The sequence below is a fragment of the Micromonospora sp. NPDC049529 genome, assembly GCF_055586685.1.
The window spans coordinates 326,680-344,414 of the sequence record NZ_JBVJHT010000006.1 but is presented as its reverse complement, the minus strand read 5'-3'; the positions used below and the strand labels follow the sequence as shown (position 1 = coordinate 344,414).

Genomic DNA, 17,735 nt, shown 5'->3' with positions numbered 1-17,735 from the left:
GAACCGGCAGTCGTCGGAAGAACCGACGCCGGTCCCGCCACTGCATGAGGAGTTGGACTGGTGTCCATGTCGAATCGGCGGATGGACGGTCGCGCGCGAGCCGTGCTGTTCGTACTCTGCGGGGCGATCTTCCTGGAGGGGATCGACGTCGCGATGCTCAACGTCGCGCTGCCGGCGATCCGGGCCGACCTGGGCCTGAGCACCGGGATGCTCAGCGGCGTGGTCAGCGCCTACGTGCTCGGGTACGGCGGCTTCATGCTGCTCGGCGGCCGGGCCGCCGACCTGCTCGGCCGCCGCCGGATGTTCCTCACCTGGTTGCTCGTCTTCCTCGTCTTCTCCGGCCTCGGCGGGTTTGCCACCGAGGGCTGGATGCTGCTGGTGGCCCGGTTCGTCACCGGTGTCGCGGCCGCGTTCCTGGCACCCGCCGGGCTCTCCCTGGTCACCACGAACTTTCCCGAGGGTCCGCAGCGCAACCGGGCACTGGGCATCTACGCCGGCATGGCCTCGGGCGGTTTCACCCTCGGCCTGGTCGCCGGTGGCCTGCTCACCTCGATCGGGTGGCGGTGGGTCTTCTTCGCCCCGGTCATCATGTCGGCGCTGGTCCTCGCCGCGGCCATTCCCCTGGTCCGGGACGCGGGACCGACGCGGCGCCCCACCGGCGGGTTCGACCTGGCCGGCGCGGTCAGCATCGCCGGGGCGATGCTGCTGCTGGCGTACGGCGTGGTCCGGCTGGAGCGCCCCGCCGAGGGCAGGGCCGGTACGGCCGCCGTGTTCCTCGCCGGCCTGCTGCTGCTGGCCGTGTTCGTGTCGGTCGAGCGGCGCTCGGCCAACCCGCTGGTCCGGCTGGGCATCCTGCGCAATCCGGCCCTGGTCCGCAGCAACCTGGCCGCGTTGCTCTTCCTCGCCGCGTTCGCCGGCTTCCAGTTCCTGGTCACGCTCTACCTTCAGGAACTGCGCGGCTGGAGCGCGTTGCAGACCGGGCTGGCGATGCTGCTGATCGGACTGGACCTGATCCTGTCACCGCTGCTCGCCCCGCGACTGGTCGAACGTTTCGGCAACGTACGGGTGCTGTTCGGCGGGCTGCTGGTCGCCGTGCTGGCGTACGCGCTGTTCGTGCCGGTCGGACCGGACTGGACGTACGCCGCCATGGTGCCGACGATGCTCCTGCTCGGCCTGGCCTTCTCCCTGGTGTACGCGCCGTTGACGATGGCCGGGATGGACGGTGTCGAGGAGTCCGAGCACGGCCTCGCCAGTGGACTGCTCTACACCGCCATGCAGTTCGGCACCGCCCTCGGCCTGTCGGCGGTGACCGCCGTCAACGTGGCGGCGCTCGGCGACCACGGCACACCCGGCGCGGCGCTCGACGCACTCCGGGCCGCCCTGCTCGTTCCGGTCGCCTGCGTGCTGCTCGGCGCTCTGATCACCGCCTTCGGGCTGCGCTCCGGTCGGGCCACCGGGAGTGCCGGGTCGGTCTCCGCGCCGGCACCGGCCCCGGCCGGGACCGCCACCTGAGCGCGGCGGGCCGATCCGGTGACGCGACACCCCGGCCGGTCGTCGGGGTGTCGAGCCGGCCGGGCCGGGGTATGGGGGTGCGGTATGAGTGCAGAGAGCAGTGACCGCAGTCAGGTCGAGCGGCGTGCCGAGTATCTGCTGCCGGAGGAGCGGGCGGTGGGCAGCGAGGATCCGCTGGCGCAGGCCGAGGCGATCCTCGCCGATTCCGACCGGCGTACCGCCGGGCTTCCGACCGGTCCCGGATCGGTGGTCGAGCACCGTACCTCGGAGCAGACGGTGACCCCGGTGGACTGACTCCGGGGCCGGCTCGCCGGTGCAACGTGTCGCTTTGATGGTCGACTGGCGGGTAAGACCGGATCGTCGTAGTCTTCCGGCGGCTCGGCGCGGTGCCGGGCTGTCTAAGGAGGACAAAGGGATGCTGGGACTCGAGAAGAAGCTCTCCAAGGCGTGGGAAGGCAAGAGCGCCCAGGAGATCGCCGACGCACCGGTCACCGCTATCGAGGGTGTCTCGGCCGGCGACGCGGAGCTGCTGCTCAAGGCGTTCGGCATCAAGACGGTGCGTGACTTCGGTACCAACAAGTACTTCCGGTGGGCCCAGTCCATCGCGACCCTGGCCGACTGAACGAACCCGTACGCCCGACGGTGCGGTGCCGCGCCGTCGGGCGTACGACGGCCCGGCCGACGCCGGCCGGGGGCGGGATCACGGCTGGAGCCACCACGGGCTGGAGTAGGCGACGCCCCAGTCGTTGCACGGGTGACCGGCCGGGCCGGGACTCGGGTTGGCCTGGGCCGGGTCGGAGACCCGCAGCACCACCCAGTTACCGTCGGCGAGGTCGAGCGGCACGGTGAACCTGGTGACCTGCCCGGCGACGGTGTCGACCACCAGCGGCACCGTGGGCGCGTCGCTGCCGGGACGCAGCACCTGGATCCGCAGCGGCTTGCCGGTCCACTCCGGGCCCCGCTCCAGGTCGATCTCGAAGGTCACGTCGCCCCGGATCACCGGGACCACCCCGCCCATCCGTACGCCGTTGGCGGTGGCGTCGAGCCGCAGGCCGGAGACCCGGGTGGCGAAGAAGCGGCGGGCGCGTAGCGCGGCCAGCACCTCGGCTCGGGTGTTCTGGGTGACCCAGAGCCCGGTGCGGCCCTTGCCCTCGGGGAAGCCCCAGTTGGTCCCGTGTTCGTCGGAGACCCCGGTGAGGCCGGGCCGCCAGCCGGCGTTCAGGCAGGCCACGAGTGGTGACGTCTGCCCGCTGCCCCAGCCGTCGAAGAGGTAGTCGTCGCCCCGGTTGAACATCTCCAGCCCGATCATCGGTTCCCGTACGGCCGCCGTGTAGCGGAAGTTGTCGAACCGCCCGACCTCGCGGCCGGGGTGGTTGAACCCGGCGACCCCGCCGGAGCCGGCGAGCCAGCTGTAGAGCCGGCTCATGCTCGACGACTGGAGCAGGTCGGTGTAGTTGCCGGAGAACCAGACGTTGACGTGCCCGAGCAGCGGGTGGGACCACTCGAAGCCCCGGATGGCGGTGTACTGGCCGGGGTCGTCGGCGGCGTCGGCGAGGGCGCCGGTACGGTCCCACTCCGACCGGGAGAGCCCCTCGATCGAGAACAGGGTGGCGTGGTCGGTGAGTGCCGCGACGTCCAGTCCCGCGTCGCGCATCGAGGCGAACGCCAGCGCGGGGTCCCCGTCGCCGTCCGACATCAGGGTGTGGTTGTGCAGGTCGGCGTGGACCAGGGTGGTGCCCTGGGTCAGCAGGGAGGCGCGGGCGGCGCCGGTTGCCGCCGTCCGGACCGGTCCGGCGGTGGCGAGCGGGGTCGCCGCCGCGTGTGCGGTGCCCGGTGCGGCGGCGAGCATCAGCAGCCCGCCGGTGCCCGCGATCAGCGTCCGCCGGGTCGGACCGTCGTGGGTGTGTGCGGTGTCCGAATGGTGGTGAGTCATGCCGGACAGTGCAGCCGACGGGCGGCAACGGATAGATAGGCGCAGTTGTCTATCCGATGAAGTCTGTCGATAGTTACCGTGGCCCTGTGCGCACGGCGACCGGGGGTCAGCGGCGGATCGCGGCCTCGACCAGCGTCTGCGCGACGGTACGGGCGGCGGCGCCCGCACCGACGTTCCGGTCGAGCTGTGCGGCGACGGTCGCGCCGTCGTAGAGCAGGACGAGCTGCTGGGCGAGGGCGTCCGGATCGGCGGCCCCGGCCTCGGCCGAGAGCTGCCGGAAGGTCGACCGGACCCAGCTCCGGGAGGTTTCGCAGACCTCGCCGACCGTGCCGCCCGCCGCGACCTCGGCGCTGGCGTTGAGAAACGCGCAGCCCCGGAAGCCGGGCTCGGCGATCGCCTCGCTGAGCGCGTCGAACACGGCGAGCACCCGGTCGCGGGGCTGCTCCGCCCGCGCGACCCAGCGGGCCACCCGTTCCTGCCGGCGGGTGAGCCGGCCCAGCAGGTACGCCCGGATCAGCTCGTCCTTACTGCCGAAGGAGTTGTACAGGCTCGCCTTGGCGACCCCGGCGTGCTCGATCACCCGGTCGATGCCGACGGAGTGCACACCTTCGGCGTAGAACAGCTCGTCGGCCGCTGTCAGCAGGCGTTCCCTGGCTGACGTACGACCGGTGGTTGTCGCGGACATGCTCCGAGATTACTGGACCGGGCGACCGGGCCGAGTCGCCATGTGAACAAAACGGTCTGTCTAGTCCGGTTTCCGGTATGTGACGTTCCGGACAGCCTGCCCGGACGGGGGTCCGGCAGCCGTCGGGAGACTCTTTACGCCGTAAGGTAATGTGCCGCCCATGCCTGAGGTGGAACTGCCCGACGGAGGCGTGATCGAGGTGGCGGTGCGCGGGTCCGGACCGACCGTGCTGCTGCCGGTCAACCCGCGACCGACCGAGGGACCGGCCGCCGACGAGCTGCGGCGCTGGGGAGTCGACCCCGGGCTCGGCCGGAACCTGGTCGACGGGCTTGCCGACCGCTTTCGGGTGGTCGCCTTCGACTACGAGGGCCATCGCGCGACCACCCCGAAACCGGACACCCTGACCCCGGACACCATCGCCGCCGACCTGCTCACCGTCGCCGACGCGGTGGGCGCCGAGCGGTTCGCGTACTACGGGTACTCGTGGCTGGCGCTGAGCGGGTTGCAGCTGGCACTGCGTACCGATCGCCTGTCGGCGCTGGTCATGGGCGGCTTCCCGCCGATCGACGGCCCGTACCCGGAAATGCTCGCGGTCACCACCGCGACCCACGCGATCACGTCCACGCCCGCGACCCCGGCCACCCCCGCCGCCGACGGCCCGACCAGATCCGGTGAGGTCGACTGGTCGACGGTGCAGGTGTCGCTGCCCGAGCCGCAGGCCCGGCAGTACCTGACCCTCTACCTGGCCCTGCGCGGGTTCGACGACCGGGCCGCCCAGACCCGGATCACCTGCCCCCGGCTCTGCTTCGCGGGCTCGGCGGACACGATCCCCTACGGCGAACGCTGGGGCGGAGTGACCGTGGACATCGCCGGTCCGCTGCGGAACCGGCGCGCGGAGCTGGAACAGCTCGGCTGGCGGGTACGGGTGCTCGACGGGCTCGACCACACCGGGGCGATGCAGCCGTCCAACGTCCTGCCGGTCATCCGCCCGTGGCTCACCGAGGTACTGACCGACCACTGACCCGTGCCCGGTGGCGCGCGGCGAACGGGCACCGGCTCGAAGTATCTTGGTAGCTCCGCGTGGTGCGGAGCCGGGCGGATCAGCGGGTCAGCGGATCGGCGGGTCCGGGGGAGTCGTCGGGGGAGGCAGTCGCGTCCAGGGAACCGGAGCGCAAGCTCGTCGCCTCGAACAAGAAGGCTCGGCACGACTACGAGATCCTCAAGACGTACGAGGCGGGCATCGCCCTGCTCGGCACCGAGGTCAAGTCGCTGCGGGCCGGTCGGGCGTCACTCGTGGACGCCTTCGCCCAGGAGTTGGACGGCGAGCTGATGCTCTACGGGCTGCACATCGCCGAGTACGCGTACGGCACCTGGACGAACCACCAGCCGCGCCGGACCCGGAAGCTGCTGCTGCGACGTACGGAGATCAACAAGATCCTGGACCGGGTACGTGATCCCGGCCTGACGCTCGTACCGCTGTCGATCTACTTCAGCAACGGGTGGGCGAAGGTCGAGATCGGCCTCGCCCGGGGCAAACGCTCCTACGACAAGCGGCAGACCCTGGCCGAGCGGGACGCGAACCGGGAGATGGCCCGCGCCCTGAGCCGGCACCTGAAGGGTCAGAACCGGCAGCGCCCCCGCCCCGGGCAAAACGAGCCTGCCCGCCGCACCTCACCCACCCCACGATCGCGCTAATACAGAGAAAGAGTGGCTATCCAGCGCGGAATAGCCACTCTTTCTCTGTATTAGCGCACCACTCCGGTCAGCGGACGGACCAGCGTTGGTTGGCGCCGCCGGTGCAGGTGTAGAGCTGGGCGACGGTGCCGTTGGCGGTGCCGGTGCCGGCCACCTCGACGCACTTGCCCGAGGCGGGCACCACGAGCGAACCGTCGGTGCCGAAGGAGAAGCGCTGGGCGCCGGTGCCGTTGCAGGTCCAGATCTGCACCTTGGTCCCGTTGGCCGTGCCGCTGCCGGAGATGTCCAGGCACCGGTTGCCGTAGACGCGCAGTTCACCGTTGGCGGTCCGGGTCCAGACCTGGTTCGTCCCGCCGTGACAGTCCCAGATGTGCACCTGGGCACCGGCGACGGTGCTCACGCCCGAGACGTCGAGGCACCGCCCCGACTGGGGGTTGACCAGTGAGACCGGGGTGCCGACCGGCGGCACACCCGGCGGGACCAGGCTGTTCGGTACGGATTGCAGCGCGGTGAACCAGCGGGCCGCCATCTTGTCGTAGCCGGCCGCGTTCGGGTGCACCCCGTCGGCCAGGTCGGCGGTGGTCAGGGCGGAGAACATGTCGACCAGGTGGGTCCGGGGCCCCTTCTGTGCCACGATCCCCGGAATGGTGGCGTTGTACGCCTGCACCCGCGCCTGGAGGGTGGGGTTGCTCTCCGGGGTGATGGTGGCGACGAAGAGTTCCACCGTGGGCGCGTTGGCCCGGATCTTGTCGATCAGCGCGGAGAGGCGGGCCGGTGCGTTCGGCACGTCGTAGTTCTGGTTCATGTCGTTGGTGCCGATGTGCAGCAGCACCGTACGCGGGGTGGTCGCCTGGAGCCAGCCGACGATGTTCGCGTCGAGCTGGTCGATCCGCCAGCCGGAGTGCCCCTCGTGGTCGTGGTCGCCGAGGCTCGCCGGCCCGTTGAAGCCGGAGCCGACGAAGTCCACCGTGTACCCGCTGGCGACGAAGCGCTGCCACAGGTTGATCCGGTATCCGCCGGGGACGTTGAAACCGTCGGTGATCGAGTCACCGAGCGGCATGATCCGTACTCCGCCGTTCGACTCGGCCATTGTGACCGGCGGTGCCTGGGTGGGGGTGGCCTGCACCGGGGTTGCCTGGGCCAGGGCGATTCCGGTGCTGAGGGCGAGTCCGAGGCCGGCGGTGGCGAGCCGGCGTCCGTTCCATCGCATGGGGGTGGTCCTCTCGTCGATGCCGGCCGGGGACGGTGGCGCGGGTGCACCGCTGGGCGAGAGCGGAAGCGCCGGTACGGTCGGCTGTATCGAGACTTCGCGATGGAATCGTTCCCGCGCGAGACCATCGGCGGGGCGGACCCGACGAACGCCGTCATCACTGCGCCGAACGGTCCACCGGCATCGACGGCCGGCACCGGGCCAGCCGCCCCCGCTGCCTGAAGCCGGGCTCCCTCCCGTACACCCCGGCCCCTGGCGGTCCGCCCTCACGGGAGCGAAGGGTTTGGGCCGGTCGTGGCGAGCAGAACTCCTCGTGAGCGTGAAAGGCGTCCACCGGAAGTTCCGTACGTGCTGGCCGGGAGTTGGTTGTCCCGTGCTTCGTAATTGATTTGCAGTATGCGGCGGTATTTCTCCCACTCAATGATCATCTTTCGACAAAAGTCGTTTCCGGCACGTATTGCGGTGTGAGCTGCACAACTTTTTCGCGCCATTGAAATATGCAAATTCCACCAGTAGCGTCTCGGCCATGTCCCCTCTGCTTGCCATGGTGCTACTGGCGATTCCGGTGCCGGTGGCCGTAGCTCCGTCCGTGTCCGCAGACCCCACGGTGCTCCGCGATCAGATCGCTGCGGTCGCCCCCGCCGGCACCGCGTCCCACGTCGACCCGGCGTCCGGTGTCGTGGTCGTGAAACTGGGCGGACAGCCGTCCGGCCAGTTCCTCTCCACCGTAGCCGGCCTGCCCGGCAAGGTGCGTGTCGAGCAGGCCGCGCCGGTTCGGCCCCTTGCCAACTTCTGGGGTGGTGTGGGTATCTCCAACTCGGCCGGGGCGACCTGCACGGCCGGCTTCGTCATGAAGCAGTCCGACAACACGCCGTTCGTCACCACCGCCGGCCACTGCCTCTCGGACAATGTCCGGAATTGGTATTACAACGGCGCGTTGATCGGCCCGGCGTACGCTTACTCCTACCCAGGTAACGACTACGGCGTCATCATGCGGGTCTTCAACTCGTCGATCCAGCCGAACAGCAACATTATTTACCACGGTGCGAAGGTCCGGGTGAACGTGGTCGTCAACTCACCCATCATCGGCTGGAACATCTGCAAGACCGGTAACATCACCGGCACCACCTGCGGCACCATTCTGGCAACCAATGTCAGCGTCACGTACCACGGGGGAGAGGTTGTGACGGGGCTGATCGAGACGAGCGCCTGCGGTGCCCCGGGAGACTCGGGCAGTCCGATGTTCCGTGACCCCGGCGACCGCCGCCTCCAGGGCATCGGCGTGCTCTCCGGCGGCAATCTCTTCCCGTGTGGTGACCCGAGCGCCCGTACCTACTACAACCCGCTGTCGGAGATCGCCTCCGCCTACGGACTGACCCTGCTCACGAACAACTGACGCGCTACCCGTCGTACCAACGACCAACCTGCGCGCGGTGGCTGCCCGGTTCGACGAACACTGGCAGCCACCGCACCTCCCACCGTGTGGCACGACGCACCAGGCCCGCCCCGGCCCGGCCGGAGCGGGCACGCGGAGACGATCATCCCCGACGGTATGGCAAGCGCATCATCGAAATCCACTTTCGATACGCGGCCTAGCAGCCCTCCCGGCCCGCGAGAGCGGGGTACGCGTACGCGCGCAGCCGGGCGTGCGGGTTCGGCAGGCCGTACTCGCCGAGCAGCATGCAGAAGTTGCCGAACTCCAACTGGTCGTAGCGCCAGGTGTTCGGCGAGTCGGCGAGCACCCGTACCAGTTGTTGCTGGTCGGGGTCGAGGCTTTCGAACGGGGTGCCCGCCGGCACCGGGCCGGTCGGGAAGGCGTGCCGCAGCGCCTCGCCGAGCACGGTCAGCGCCTCCATAGCGTGCACCTGCGGCAGCCGGGCCAGGTTGGCGGCGAACGCGGCTGCGGCGTGCGCCGGACCGAGCTGGCCGAGCGCCAGGGTCGCGTACCCGGCGAGGTCACCTTCGAGGTACGGCATCCGGTGGTCGACTCGGCTGCCACCGCCCGCCCAACGTTGCAGTTCGGCCGCCACCCGTGGCTCGGCCGCCGGCCCGTGCAACCGGGCGAGCGCCACCGCACCCGCCCAGCGGACCAGCGGATACCCGCTGTCCAGTGCGGCGGACGCGACCCGGTCGGCGCCGTCCGCGCCGACCAGCCCGGCGGCGACGACCGCGACCGCCGCCGGCCCCTCGTCCGTCCCGGCCGCGATCTCGGCCAGCGCCGCGAGACTCGCCGCCGCGTGCTCCGGCGCCGCCGTCGCGGGAAACCACCCCAACGTGTACGCGACAACGGTGCGCAGGTCGGAGTCGTCCTCGCAGAGCAGGGCGTCGTTCTCGTGCAGCAGGGCGCGGAGCAGCGGCAGTCCTTTGCGGACGGCCTCCCAGGCGGTCAGGTCGGCGTGCGCGTCGATCCGGCCGTGGTCCTCCGGGGCCAGTTCCGTGCCCTCCCGACAGCGTGCCAACGCCTGCTCACCACCGTCGGCGCGGGCGCGGATGCCGTCCACGTCGATCCCGTCGGGCACCCACGCCTCGTCGGAGCCGATCGCGACCAGCGCCAGGAACTGGGCGACCAGGCTCCGGTCCGGAGTGGCCGGGTCGGCGACCAGGTCGAGCAGGAAGGGCACCGCGTACGCGCTCGCCTCGTAGCGGCTGCCCTGGTGGACGAGGCTGCCCCACAGCTCGCCGAACGCCCCGTGGCGCACCGACTCGTCCTCGTCTGCCAGGTCGCGCAGGAGCGCCGGTACGTCCTCGGCGGTGCCGTACGCGTGCCGCAGTTTCGACCAGTCGACGGTGTCGATCCCCTGTGTCATCGGCCCATCCTGCCCCGTGCAGTCCGCTGTAAAACGCTTGTCCAGGAGCCCGCCTGTGTACTAATCCCGCGAGCTGCCCTCTCCGGGTGGGTCCGGGTCGCTCGTCCTGCCCGTCCGGTCGGGCAGGAAGATCTCCTCGATGGTCCGACCGAAGACGTCGGCGATGGTGAACGCCAGGGGCAGGCTGGGATCGTACCGTTCGGTCTCGATGGCGTTGATGGCCTGTCGGGAGACCTGGCACCGGTCGGCCAGGTCGGCCTGGCTCCACCGGCGGGCTGCTCGCAGCTCGCGTAGTCGGTTCTTCACGAGTGTGGGGCGTTCAACGGTCGAAGCGGGTGCGCAGGTCCGCGACTACATGCCAGATCGCCATGCCGCCGGTGATGATCGGCAGCGTGAGCTGGTGGAGCTGGACGACGCCTGCGGAATCGAGCACAGCGGACACTTGCAGTGCCACGAGGACCACCGCGAACGCGATGGCCATGCTCTCCAACTGGATTTTGCGTAGGTATTCGTCGGCGCGTCGGAACGCCCGCAGCAGGACCCATGCCATGGCGAGGGCGAACACCGGCATGCCGTCGACGAGAACGGCACGGCGGGCCGCGCGTCCCGCTTGATCCTGCTGTGCCCGCTTCACCATGGAACGAAGGTAACGTGACCCTTCCATTCAGTCAAGCGTCCCTGACTTTGTGGAAGGTCTCCCTTACATCTGCCTCGTCGACCACTCCGTCTGCCCCGTGGGCTGGGCTTTGGTTCCGGTGGCTACGGGGGCAATGCCCTGACGGTCGGAATACTTCGAAACACCTCTAACGCCGGTAACGCGCATATCGCGGGAAAAGGTTCATTAGGCGATCGACCTGTTTGTGCTGGGACGCGATGATGCTCGGATGGGCTTGGAGATATAGGTGATTTCGAAAGGTCGAGGCCGCGAAAAAGTGAAGGCAGCGCTGTTGAAACGTCGACTCATGCTCATCGTGATAATGGGAACCCTGCCGCTCGCCGCTTGTACCGGTGCTGATGATGCCAAGGAGACCCCTGCGGTCAAGGTCGAGGACGCTTACGTTGTGACCACCGGTTGGGCCGAGGGTGATAATAAATTGGCGGGTGTTTCCGTCGGCGCGGCCGTGGCGATAGAGGTGGATGTCTCGGGCCTCAAGGTAGACCTTGAGTGTGCCCGGAAGCAGTATTATCAGAAGATTGAGGACGTGCGGTGGAAGCTGCTGCGGCAGGGATGTGCCGAGATCGTCGGAACTGCCGGTAGCGAGGTGGAGCAAGAAGCCCAAGCGGCTGCGATGAAGGACGGCTTGGGGAGATGGGACCCAGGCCCCCTGGCTCGTGCCGAGCGGTGGTTCACCGAGAACTGGCAGGTTATCAAAGAAATCCTCAGTTGGGTGCTGGCGATTCTCGGACTTGGGTTCGTGACGAATTTTGCCGCCAGAGTGTGGGCAAAGCGTAACGAGCGGCGTATCCATGTCGTACTTGTGGGTTCGCCGGGATCCGGTAAGACTCAACTGTGGAGGAAGTGGCGGGACAACAGCGCCCCGTTCGGGGGTTCGAAACCGACCGTGGGGTATGCCAGGACGCCGGATTTGGACCACGTGCCCTACGGGAAATACACCCTCATCCCGCAGATTACGGATACGGCTGGCGGTGAGTCCTGGCAGATCAATCAGCTGAACAACTCACCTCGTCGGGCGAAGCGCGTGCTGGTCCTCGTGGTGGCACCCCGGGCAGACGACGGGGGCGCGGGTTTCGATCCCAACTACGTCGCAGAGCAGAAAGGGTACGCCAACGTGCCGCGCGCGGTTCTCGGGAGCAGGAAGTTGTACCGTAAGATCGATTTGGTCATCGTGTTCGCCACGAAATTCGATCTCATGTCGAACAGTGCACCCGAGGACTCCAGTGCCAAGGCAGTCAGAGAACAGTTCGACAAGACGTTCCAGGAGCATCGTGGACTTCTCGAAGGAATCTGCAAGAAGAACAGGATTCCGTTCGAATGGATCGTGGGAAGCTCCAAGACGGGCTGGGGAGTCAGGGAGATCCGCGAAAGCATCCGCAAGACGGTGATGTCGTGAGCATCAAGAGTTGGCTCCCCGGTCGCAGCGGTGACAGTGCCGTCGTCTCGCCATTTCTCTTCGGGTTCATGCCCGGAGTGCAGCATTGCCTCGTCGCCGGTGACGTCGGTGAGTTGTCCGATGAGCAGAACCGCAGGGTGCACGATCTGGCGGGGGCGATCGCGGCCGAGATGGGGTCCGCGAGGTTCCCGTTCGGGCTGTCGTGTCGGTTGGGGGAATCAAGATTGCTACTGCTCGGCATCCCCGTCACGGCGGTGGAGGCTGCTTCTTCGAGGGCTGGTCTGTCCGTCACGCTGGGATGCGTGCTGCCCGGAGCTGCGGCGCCTGAGCTGTGGGTCCAGGTCTTCGCAGCCATGGGCATGGCTGTCAGCCGGATGTTCTCACTGCCGTACGCGGGCATGCAGGCGTCTGTCGAGTACCTCGCTCGACGACTACAGGAAACAGACGGAGGAGCGACCCAACGAGACCTCGGTCATGCACTGACGCGACTGGAAAGCTCCTTCTCGGTCCTGGCAACCCAGAAGATCGTGGACGATTTCGGGTCCGTGATCGGAGGCTTCGCTCACGATCCGGCGTACGTGGTGATGAACGCCCTGGCCCGTTCCGCGAAGGTTGACAGGCGTGACGTCACGGCGAGGTTCCTGCCGTTGAGTGCCGTCTTGGATGGCGTCCTGGATTCTTTGCCCAAGTCTTCGCTGTTGCATTTCTCTGTCGACGGTATCGTCGTGTGCAGCCCGTTCGACTGAATTTTTATCCCGCCGGGGATAACCCCGGCGGGATGGCGCAAGTTGGGTGATCAGTCGCACACCCGTACGACGCGGTAAGTGGTCTTGGGGGTCGCGGGGACGGACAAACGCGCGTTGACCGCGTAGAGGCTTGAGCCGAAGGAAACCACGGCCGACGGCTCGTCGAGGTCGCGGTCACGGATGACGTCGATCGGCGTGGCCCGCGTCAGCTGCTCGTTGAGGCGGAACTTGACGATCACATTGTTTCGGTTGCGCACCACATACAGCGTGCGCCCCGCAAGCAGCAGACCGTCGCCATTGGACAGCGATACGCCGCTCGTGTTGATCTGGCCGGCCATGCCCGCGCGGGGATCGTAGCAGTAGAGCCGACCGGTCTTGGCCTGCACGATAATGAGCTTGTCTCCCCAGGCGGCGACGATGCCGGTGTTGCAGGCGGTCGGGTCACCGAGCCCACCCGGCAACGGCAGCGCCCGTACGCCCGATTGTCCGGGCAGCGATCCGTTGCGGCCAAACTCGACGCAGTACACCTTGCCCTTCTTCGAGTCCGTGAAGAACACCGCCTTCTTCGTGGCGGTCACGCCGTCGATGAAGCCGCCGCCGAAGTCGTACATCGCCAGGGTTTCGCCGGTCGACTCACGGTAGACGGCCGCGCCGCCCATGTTGCCACAGGCCGCCCAGATCCTGCCCCGTTCAATGTGCAAACCCGTTGCCTGGGTGCCGGGTACGGGCGGCACGAGGAGCATTCCCTTGCCGGTGCGCACGTCGGCGCACCAGATGCATCCGTCGGCCATGGAGCTGACGTAGATCTTCGAGCCGGTACCGCGGGCGATCCCCTCCGGGCAGAACCCATTGGGTAGTTTGATCACCGAGGGATACCGGCTGTTTCCGTGAGCCGAGGCCGGAGCTGCGGCGATGGTGGCCCCGATGGGCGCGGCAACGGCTGCGGCCAAGAGTGTTCGTCTGTGCACTGTCGTGCTCCTTTTCGATAGGCGAACACCTACATGGGACCTGTGGATCACGTACCGGGGCCACTTCGCCATTGCTCGACAAGCAACTGAGCATTAATTCGGGCATTGACCCGGACACGGCAAGGCCCCCGTACCCGTGGGGGGTGCCGGTACGGGGGCGCGTGTGCGGGCTGTCAGTGCTGCTTGGCGAGGCCGACGAACGCCTGCCACGCGTCCGGCTCGAAGGTCAGCGCCGGGCCGGACCGGTCCTTGCTGTCCCAGACGAGGACACGGCTGGGGAGGTTGTCGGCCACCTCTACGCAGTTTCCCTGGTTTCCGCTGCTGCGGGTGCCCTTGCGCCACCGAGGGGCCGGGTCAGGCCGCACACGCGCGCATCACCTTAGATGTTTCCCTGCACCAGAGGGTAGTTACCATTGCCAAGAATCTTCGGATCAGCGATGGCGTCTATGCTGCGAAGCCGTGCAGCGGCAGCGAGAGTCCTTGTGACCCCAATAGCCGGTCTTTCTTGCGTCTGTGATTGGTAGTTGGGTGGAAGGAAACCCGGGCGTCCGTATCAGCGATGGGTTCCTATCAGCATGTGTGAGGGGTACCTGCGTGTTGACTCCTCGCAAGATGGCGCTTCATTGCGCTCCATTGCTACAGTAGTCGCGTGTATGGAAAGCCTCTGTGGGTCACGCTATCCCGTATCCTTTAGGAGTACGGCATGATGCGAAAGAAAATCGCAGTATGCATGGTTGGGATAGGTCTGGTTGTCGCGACGTCATCGTGCGGGAGTAGCGAGCATGAGCCGCGACCTACCTCTGGTATTCCTGCGGCAGCAGCGGTGGCGGACCAGGTGTCTATAGAGGATCGAAGGGTCACTCTGCGGTTACTTCTACATGGAAGTCCGGAGACGGGGAGTGGTGCAGCCAGTAGTAGGTGTTGGTATCTGACCGAGGAGCAGATAAACAGTCGTTCGTCATCAACAGTTTCAAGCTGCAGTCACGCTCTCGTGACGTCAGCATCGCGCGTCTTCGATGCTGTGGTTGTTCTGACCGACTGTCTTGACTCTTCCTCGGTGGTATACGGCTCTGAAACGTCAAATCTTGACCACGTCGCTAATCTCATTCAGGGCGCATTCCTTGTCCCGCCGCATGGGTTGACTCCCGATACTAAAGCGATTAGCTATGCTTGCCGATCGGCCGATGAAAAGCGAGGGCCGGTGGTAACGCTCGAAGTCGCTGCATAGTCCGGCCGGCCCTGGCGTCGACGGCGAACAGCGACCACGACCGAAGGGCCGAGACACATGAGCAACGAGACCATCGCCGCCGCCCGCTCCGGGCGCCTCCGAGGCCGCCGGGCTGCCGCCGATCAGCGTGTCGCACGCCCAGGGCAAGCTGCTCGCGCTGCTGGTCCGCAGTGTCGGCGCGCAGCGGGTCCTGGAGGTGGGCACGCTCGGCGGGTAAAGCGCCGTCTGGATGGCCCGAGCGATCGCTCGGCCCGGCCGGTTGGTCACCTTTGAGCTGGAGCCGCACCACGCCGAGGTGGCCCGGACCAACTTCGACCGGGCGGGCGTCGGCGACCTCGTGGACATTCGGGTCGGGACGGCCGCCGACGGCCTGCGGGCGCTGCTCGACGAGCGGCCCGAACCGTTCGACTTCGCCTTCATCGACGCGGACAAGGCGTCCAACGCCATCTACCTTGACTACGCGATACGGCTCGGGCGGCCGGGAACGCTCATCGTCGTCGACAATGTGATCCGTGGCGGCCGGGTGCTTCACGGCGCCGGGATACCGTCCGGCGTATGGAACGTTGGACGTGACGAGGAGCGACATCCGTGACAACTTGTTCCGTTGGTCAGCTACGGGCCGCTGCCTCAGACCCGTACACGTTGTGTTGTGCCCGGCTGGACACGTTGACCCGTACGGTGACAGATGCGTGAGTGGGTCGTCGGCCTGGCCGTCGCGGTCGTGCTGATGCTCGCCTCGTGGGCGCTGTTGATCCTGCTGGCCCGCCGGCTTCCGCCGGGGATCCTGCGCGACCTCGCCGCGTTCATCCCGGACTGCGTCACGATGGTCCGGCGGCTGCGTACGGATCCCCGAGTGCCCCGCCGGGCAAAGATCGCCATCCTGGTGGCCGCGCTGTGGGTGGCCAGTCCGATCGACCTCATCCCCGAGTTCGTGCCGGTCATCGGCCCCCTCGACGACATCGTCGTGGTCGCGCTCGCGCTGCGCTACGCCGGTCGGCAGGTCCCTCGGGATGTTCTGCTGGCCGCCTGGCCCGGTGAACCTCGACTCATCGAACGACTCCTCGGCAAGCCATCGGCCTGACGGCCGCGCTAACTCTGTGGTGCGTATCGGGGTGGCTAACGCTGCTGTTTGGTGAGGCCGACGAACGCCTGCCACGCGTTCGGACCGAAGGTCAGCGCCGGGCCGGAGTGGTTCTTGCTGTCCCGGACGAGGACGCGACCGGGCAGGTTGTCGGCCACCTCCACGCAGTTCCCCTGATTCCCACGCGACCCCCGAAGAGCTGGACAAACGTTTCCTCGGTTGGCTGACGCGCCCACCCACCCGGCGACTCAGACTGCGATCGATCGGATGAACGGGAAGAGGCTTGACCGATAGGTCGACCATCTGCTTATGTTGATGACATGACTAAGGTTTCCGCGTCGATGCGCGAACCGACATACTTCATCCTCGCCGCGTTGCAGGACGAACCACTGCATGGCTACGCCATCGTCAAGCGGGCGCAGGAGCTGTCCGACGGGCGAGTGCGGTTGACGACCGGCACGCTGTACGCCGCCTTGGACCGGCTCACCAACGAGGAGATGGTGCGGGTGGCCGAGGAGGCGGTGGTCAACGGCCGCGCCCGCCGCACGTACGAGCTGACCGAGCATGGGTTGTCCGCCCTGAACGCGGAGGCCGCGCGGATGATCGCCGCAGCTCGGGTCGTACGAGACCGTGCCGTACGGCCGACGGTCGCGACGGTTCGGACGGTGCCGGCATGAACGGCCTGGAACGCCGCTACCGGTGGCTGCTGCGCGCGTACCCTCGGACCTACCGGGAGTACCGCGCCGACGAGATGCTGGAAACACTCCTGGGCGTCGGCGAGACGGACCGGAGGTACCCGAGCCTTCGAGAGTCCCTGGCCCTCGTGCTCGGAGGTCTCCGGGTCCGCTCCGGTCTGGCCCGGCTCAGCTCCGGGGACACCCTGCGACACTCCGCGCTGCGACTGACCGCGCTGTCCCTGCTCGTGTGCGGCGTCGTCATCGTGGCCCTGCCCCCGATGTGGCGTCTATGGCTGCTGTTGCCGGGTAATTCCGCCAGCTTCACGTACGGCGGGAGCCTGGTCACGCCCGCGCTGCTGCTCCTCGCGACGATCGCCGCAGCATGGGCTCGCTACCGCCTCGCACTCGCCATGACCATTGGCGCCCTCGGTGCGGAGATCTGGTACGCCTCGGTGAACAACCTCTGGCACACACTGGAGCCGTGGACCGGGCTCGATGGGACATTGGGGGTCCGGATAGGTTTTTACCTGGTCACGCAATCTACAACGTGGGTGTGCTTACTGGCCGCCCTGGCGATGGTGCCGCTGCTCCGAGCACGCCGAGTACGGGTGGCGCGACCCTGGACCTGGCTCGTCGGCGCGGCGATCACCGTGGCCGTCCTGACACCCAATCCACTCAATGACTGGGTCGGCTGGATGACCATGCCGGTTATCATCGCCGCCGGGCTGGTGGCGGCCTTCGTGGGCGCGGTGGTCGACGTGCGGATATCGATCGCGGCCAGCGGGGTCCTGCTGGCGGTGATCCTGCCCATGCTGGCCAACCAACCAACCAGCTGGTCGCAGTACGGTGTGGGCTTGAGGCCGGGGGAACTGTTCCTCGGAGCCGTACTCCTGGTGCTTGCGATCAACATCGCGGTAAGCAGAATGGGCACCCGCCGGCAGGTCGCTCTGTGAGCAGCGCGGTCACTCCACAGCAGCGTAACCTGGCTCACTAAAGTCCAGTTTGGACGACAATCTCGGTCGAGGGGGGGGGGGGGGGGGGGGGGGGGGGGGGGGGGGGGGGGGGGGGGGGGGGGGGGGGGGGGGGGGCGACAACCACCAACGGAAAAAAGAAAAAAGGAA

The 17,735-nt window shown here is 67.7% G+C and carries 21 protein-coding genes; 12 read left to right on the top strand and 9 right to left on the bottom strand.

All coding sequences use genetic code 11. The features are described from left to right. Positions 1 to 66 precede the first annotated feature (66 nt). The 3 genes from ACZ6QQ_RS13035 (at position 67) to ACZ6QQ_RS13025 (ending at position 2,134) form a co-directional block, all read left to right on the top strand. Positions 67 to 1,512, top strand: coding sequence for an MFS transporter (locus tag ACZ6QQ_RS13035; protein WP_465876291.1), 1,446 nt, complete (start codon positions 67 to 69; stop codon positions 1,510 to 1,512). Positions 1,513 to 1,596: 84 nt separating this feature from the next. Further along, positions 1,597 to 1,806, top strand: a complete 210-nt coding sequence (locus ACZ6QQ_RS13030) for a hypothetical protein (RefSeq protein ID WP_465876178.1) — start codon at positions 1,597 to 1,599, stop codon at positions 1,804 to 1,806. A gap of 121 nt (positions 1,807 to 1,927) precedes the next feature. Then, on the top strand, positions 1,928 to 2,134 hold the full coding sequence (locus ACZ6QQ_RS13025) for a hypothetical protein (protein WP_329108775.1): 207 nt from the start codon (positions 1,928 to 1,930) through the stop codon (positions 2,132 to 2,134). 78 nt (positions 2,135 to 2,212) lie between these two features. Here ACZ6QQ_RS13025 and ACZ6QQ_RS13020 read toward each other — a convergent pair whose 3' ends face one another. After that, positions 2,213 to 3,445 carry a CehA/McbA family metallohydrolase gene (locus ACZ6QQ_RS13020; RefSeq protein WP_465876177.1) on the bottom strand — a complete coding sequence of 411 codons (1,233 nt, stop codon included), beginning with the start codon at positions 3,443 to 3,445 and terminating at the stop codon, positions 2,213 to 2,215. 106 nt (positions 3,446 to 3,551) lie between these two features. Next, positions 3,552 to 4,130 carry a TetR/AcrR family transcriptional regulator gene (locus ACZ6QQ_RS13015; protein ID WP_465876176.1) on the bottom strand — a complete coding sequence of 193 codons (579 nt, stop codon included), beginning with the start codon at positions 4,128 to 4,130 and terminating at the stop codon, positions 3,552 to 3,554. A gap of 160 nt (positions 4,131 to 4,290) precedes the next feature. Here ACZ6QQ_RS13015 and ACZ6QQ_RS13010 point away from each other — a divergent pair, with 160 nt between their 5' ends. Both ACZ6QQ_RS13010 and smpB read left to right on the top strand, forming a co-directional pair. Next, complete coding sequence (locus ACZ6QQ_RS13010) at positions 4,291 to 5,151, top strand: alpha/beta fold hydrolase (protein ID WP_465876175.1); 861 nt, start codon at positions 4,291 to 4,293, stop codon at positions 5,149 to 5,151. Between the two features lie 62 nt (positions 5,152 to 5,213). Then, positions 5,214 to 5,825: an SsrA-binding protein SmpB gene (smpB, locus tag ACZ6QQ_RS13005; protein WP_465876290.1), complete on the top strand. Its 612-nt coding sequence runs from the start codon at positions 5,214 to 5,216 to the stop codon at positions 5,823 to 5,825. A gap of 67 nt (positions 5,826 to 5,892) precedes the next feature. Here the strand turns inward: smpB and ACZ6QQ_RS13000 are convergent, their stop codons facing one another. After that, positions 5,893 to 7,035, bottom strand: a complete 1,143-nt coding sequence (locus ACZ6QQ_RS13000) for an RICIN domain-containing protein (protein ID WP_465876174.1) — start codon at positions 7,033 to 7,035, stop codon at positions 5,893 to 5,895. Between the two features lie 526 nt (positions 7,036 to 7,561). Here ACZ6QQ_RS13000 and ACZ6QQ_RS12995 point away from each other — a divergent pair. After that, entirely contained in the window at positions 7,562 to 8,431 is an 870-nt protein-coding gene (locus ACZ6QQ_RS12995) for a S1 family peptidase (protein WP_465876173.1), read from the top strand. A gap of 196 nt (positions 8,432 to 8,627) precedes the next feature. On the opposite strand, the gene ACZ6QQ_RS12990 is transcribed toward ACZ6QQ_RS12995, so the two are convergent. From ACZ6QQ_RS12990 to ACZ6QQ_RS12980, 3 genes are read right to left on the bottom strand one after another with little or no spacing between them, the layout of a single operon-like run. Continuing rightward, entirely contained in the window at positions 8,628 to 9,842 is a 1,215-nt protein-coding gene (locus ACZ6QQ_RS12990; RefSeq protein ID WP_465876172.1) for a hypothetical protein, read from the bottom strand. A 60-nt stretch (positions 9,843 to 9,902) separates the two neighbouring features. After that, complete coding sequence (locus ACZ6QQ_RS12985; RefSeq protein WP_465876170.1) at positions 9,903 to 10,148, bottom strand: helix-turn-helix transcriptional regulator; 246 nt, start codon at positions 10,146 to 10,148, stop codon at positions 9,903 to 9,905. Between the two features lie 13 nt (positions 10,149 to 10,161). Beyond that, the gene (locus ACZ6QQ_RS12980) at positions 10,162 to 10,479 is read right to left on the bottom strand and encodes a hypothetical protein (protein WP_465876168.1); all 318 of its coding nucleotides are present in this window, start codon (positions 10,477 to 10,479) and stop codon (positions 10,162 to 10,164) included. A 295-nt stretch (positions 10,480 to 10,774) separates the two neighbouring features. On the opposite strand from ACZ6QQ_RS12980, the gene ACZ6QQ_RS12975 reads away from it, so the two are divergent. Then, the gene (locus ACZ6QQ_RS12975; RefSeq protein ID WP_465876167.1) at positions 10,775 to 11,914 is read left to right on the top strand and encodes a GTPase domain-containing protein; all 1,140 of its coding nucleotides are present in this window, start codon (positions 10,775 to 10,777) and stop codon (positions 11,912 to 11,914) included. Beyond that, on the top strand, positions 11,911 to 12,660 hold the full coding sequence (locus tag ACZ6QQ_RS12970; RefSeq protein ID WP_465876166.1) for a hypothetical protein: 750 nt from the start codon (positions 11,911 to 11,913) through the stop codon (positions 12,658 to 12,660). Before ACZ6QQ_RS12975 ends, ACZ6QQ_RS12970 begins: the two co-directional genes overlap by 4 nt. A 50-nt stretch (positions 12,661 to 12,710) precedes the next feature. On the opposite strand, the gene ACZ6QQ_RS12965 is transcribed toward ACZ6QQ_RS12970, so the two are convergent. After that, positions 12,711 to 13,628, bottom strand: coding sequence for an NHL repeat-containing protein (locus tag ACZ6QQ_RS12965; RefSeq protein ID WP_465876165.1), 918 nt, complete (start codon positions 13,626 to 13,628; stop codon positions 12,711 to 12,713). 173 nt (positions 13,629 to 13,801) lie between these two features. Next, positions 13,802 to 13,993, bottom strand: a complete 192-nt coding sequence (locus ACZ6QQ_RS12960) for a DUF397 domain-containing protein (protein ID WP_465876164.1) — start codon at positions 13,991 to 13,993, stop codon at positions 13,802 to 13,804. A gap of 1,092 nt (positions 13,994 to 15,085) precedes the next feature. Here ACZ6QQ_RS12960 and ACZ6QQ_RS12955 point away from each other — a divergent pair. Both ACZ6QQ_RS12955 and ACZ6QQ_RS12950 read left to right on the top strand, forming a co-directional pair. Beyond that, positions 15,086 to 15,448 (top strand): O-methyltransferase, encoded by a 363-nt coding sequence (locus ACZ6QQ_RS12955; RefSeq protein WP_465876163.1) that lies wholly within the window; start codon positions 15,086 to 15,088, stop codon positions 15,446 to 15,448. A gap of 93 nt (positions 15,449 to 15,541) precedes the next feature. After that, positions 15,542 to 15,937, top strand: coding sequence for a YkvA family protein (locus tag ACZ6QQ_RS12950; RefSeq protein WP_465876162.1), 396 nt, complete (start codon positions 15,542 to 15,544; stop codon positions 15,935 to 15,937). A 35-nt stretch (positions 15,938 to 15,972) separates the two neighbouring features. Here the strand turns inward: ACZ6QQ_RS12950 and ACZ6QQ_RS12945 are convergent, their stop codons facing one another. Continuing rightward, on the bottom strand, positions 15,973 to 16,173 hold the full coding sequence (locus ACZ6QQ_RS12945; RefSeq protein WP_465876161.1) for a DUF397 domain-containing protein: 201 nt from the start codon (positions 16,171 to 16,173) through the stop codon (positions 15,973 to 15,975). Positions 16,174 to 16,257: 84 nt separating this feature from the next. Here ACZ6QQ_RS12945 and ACZ6QQ_RS12940 point away from each other — a divergent pair, with 84 nt between their 5' ends. Continuing rightward, on the top strand, positions 16,258 to 16,614 hold the full coding sequence (locus ACZ6QQ_RS12940; RefSeq protein WP_465876160.1) for a PadR family transcriptional regulator: 357 nt from the start codon (positions 16,258 to 16,260) through the stop codon (positions 16,612 to 16,614). Further along, positions 16,611 to 17,567: a hypothetical protein gene (locus ACZ6QQ_RS12935; RefSeq protein ID WP_465876159.1), complete on the top strand. Its 957-nt coding sequence runs from the start codon at positions 16,611 to 16,613 to the stop codon at positions 17,565 to 17,567. The genes ACZ6QQ_RS12940 and ACZ6QQ_RS12935 overlap by 4 nt, the downstream gene beginning before the upstream one ends. The last annotated feature ends 168 nt before the right edge of the window (positions 17,568 to 17,735 follow it).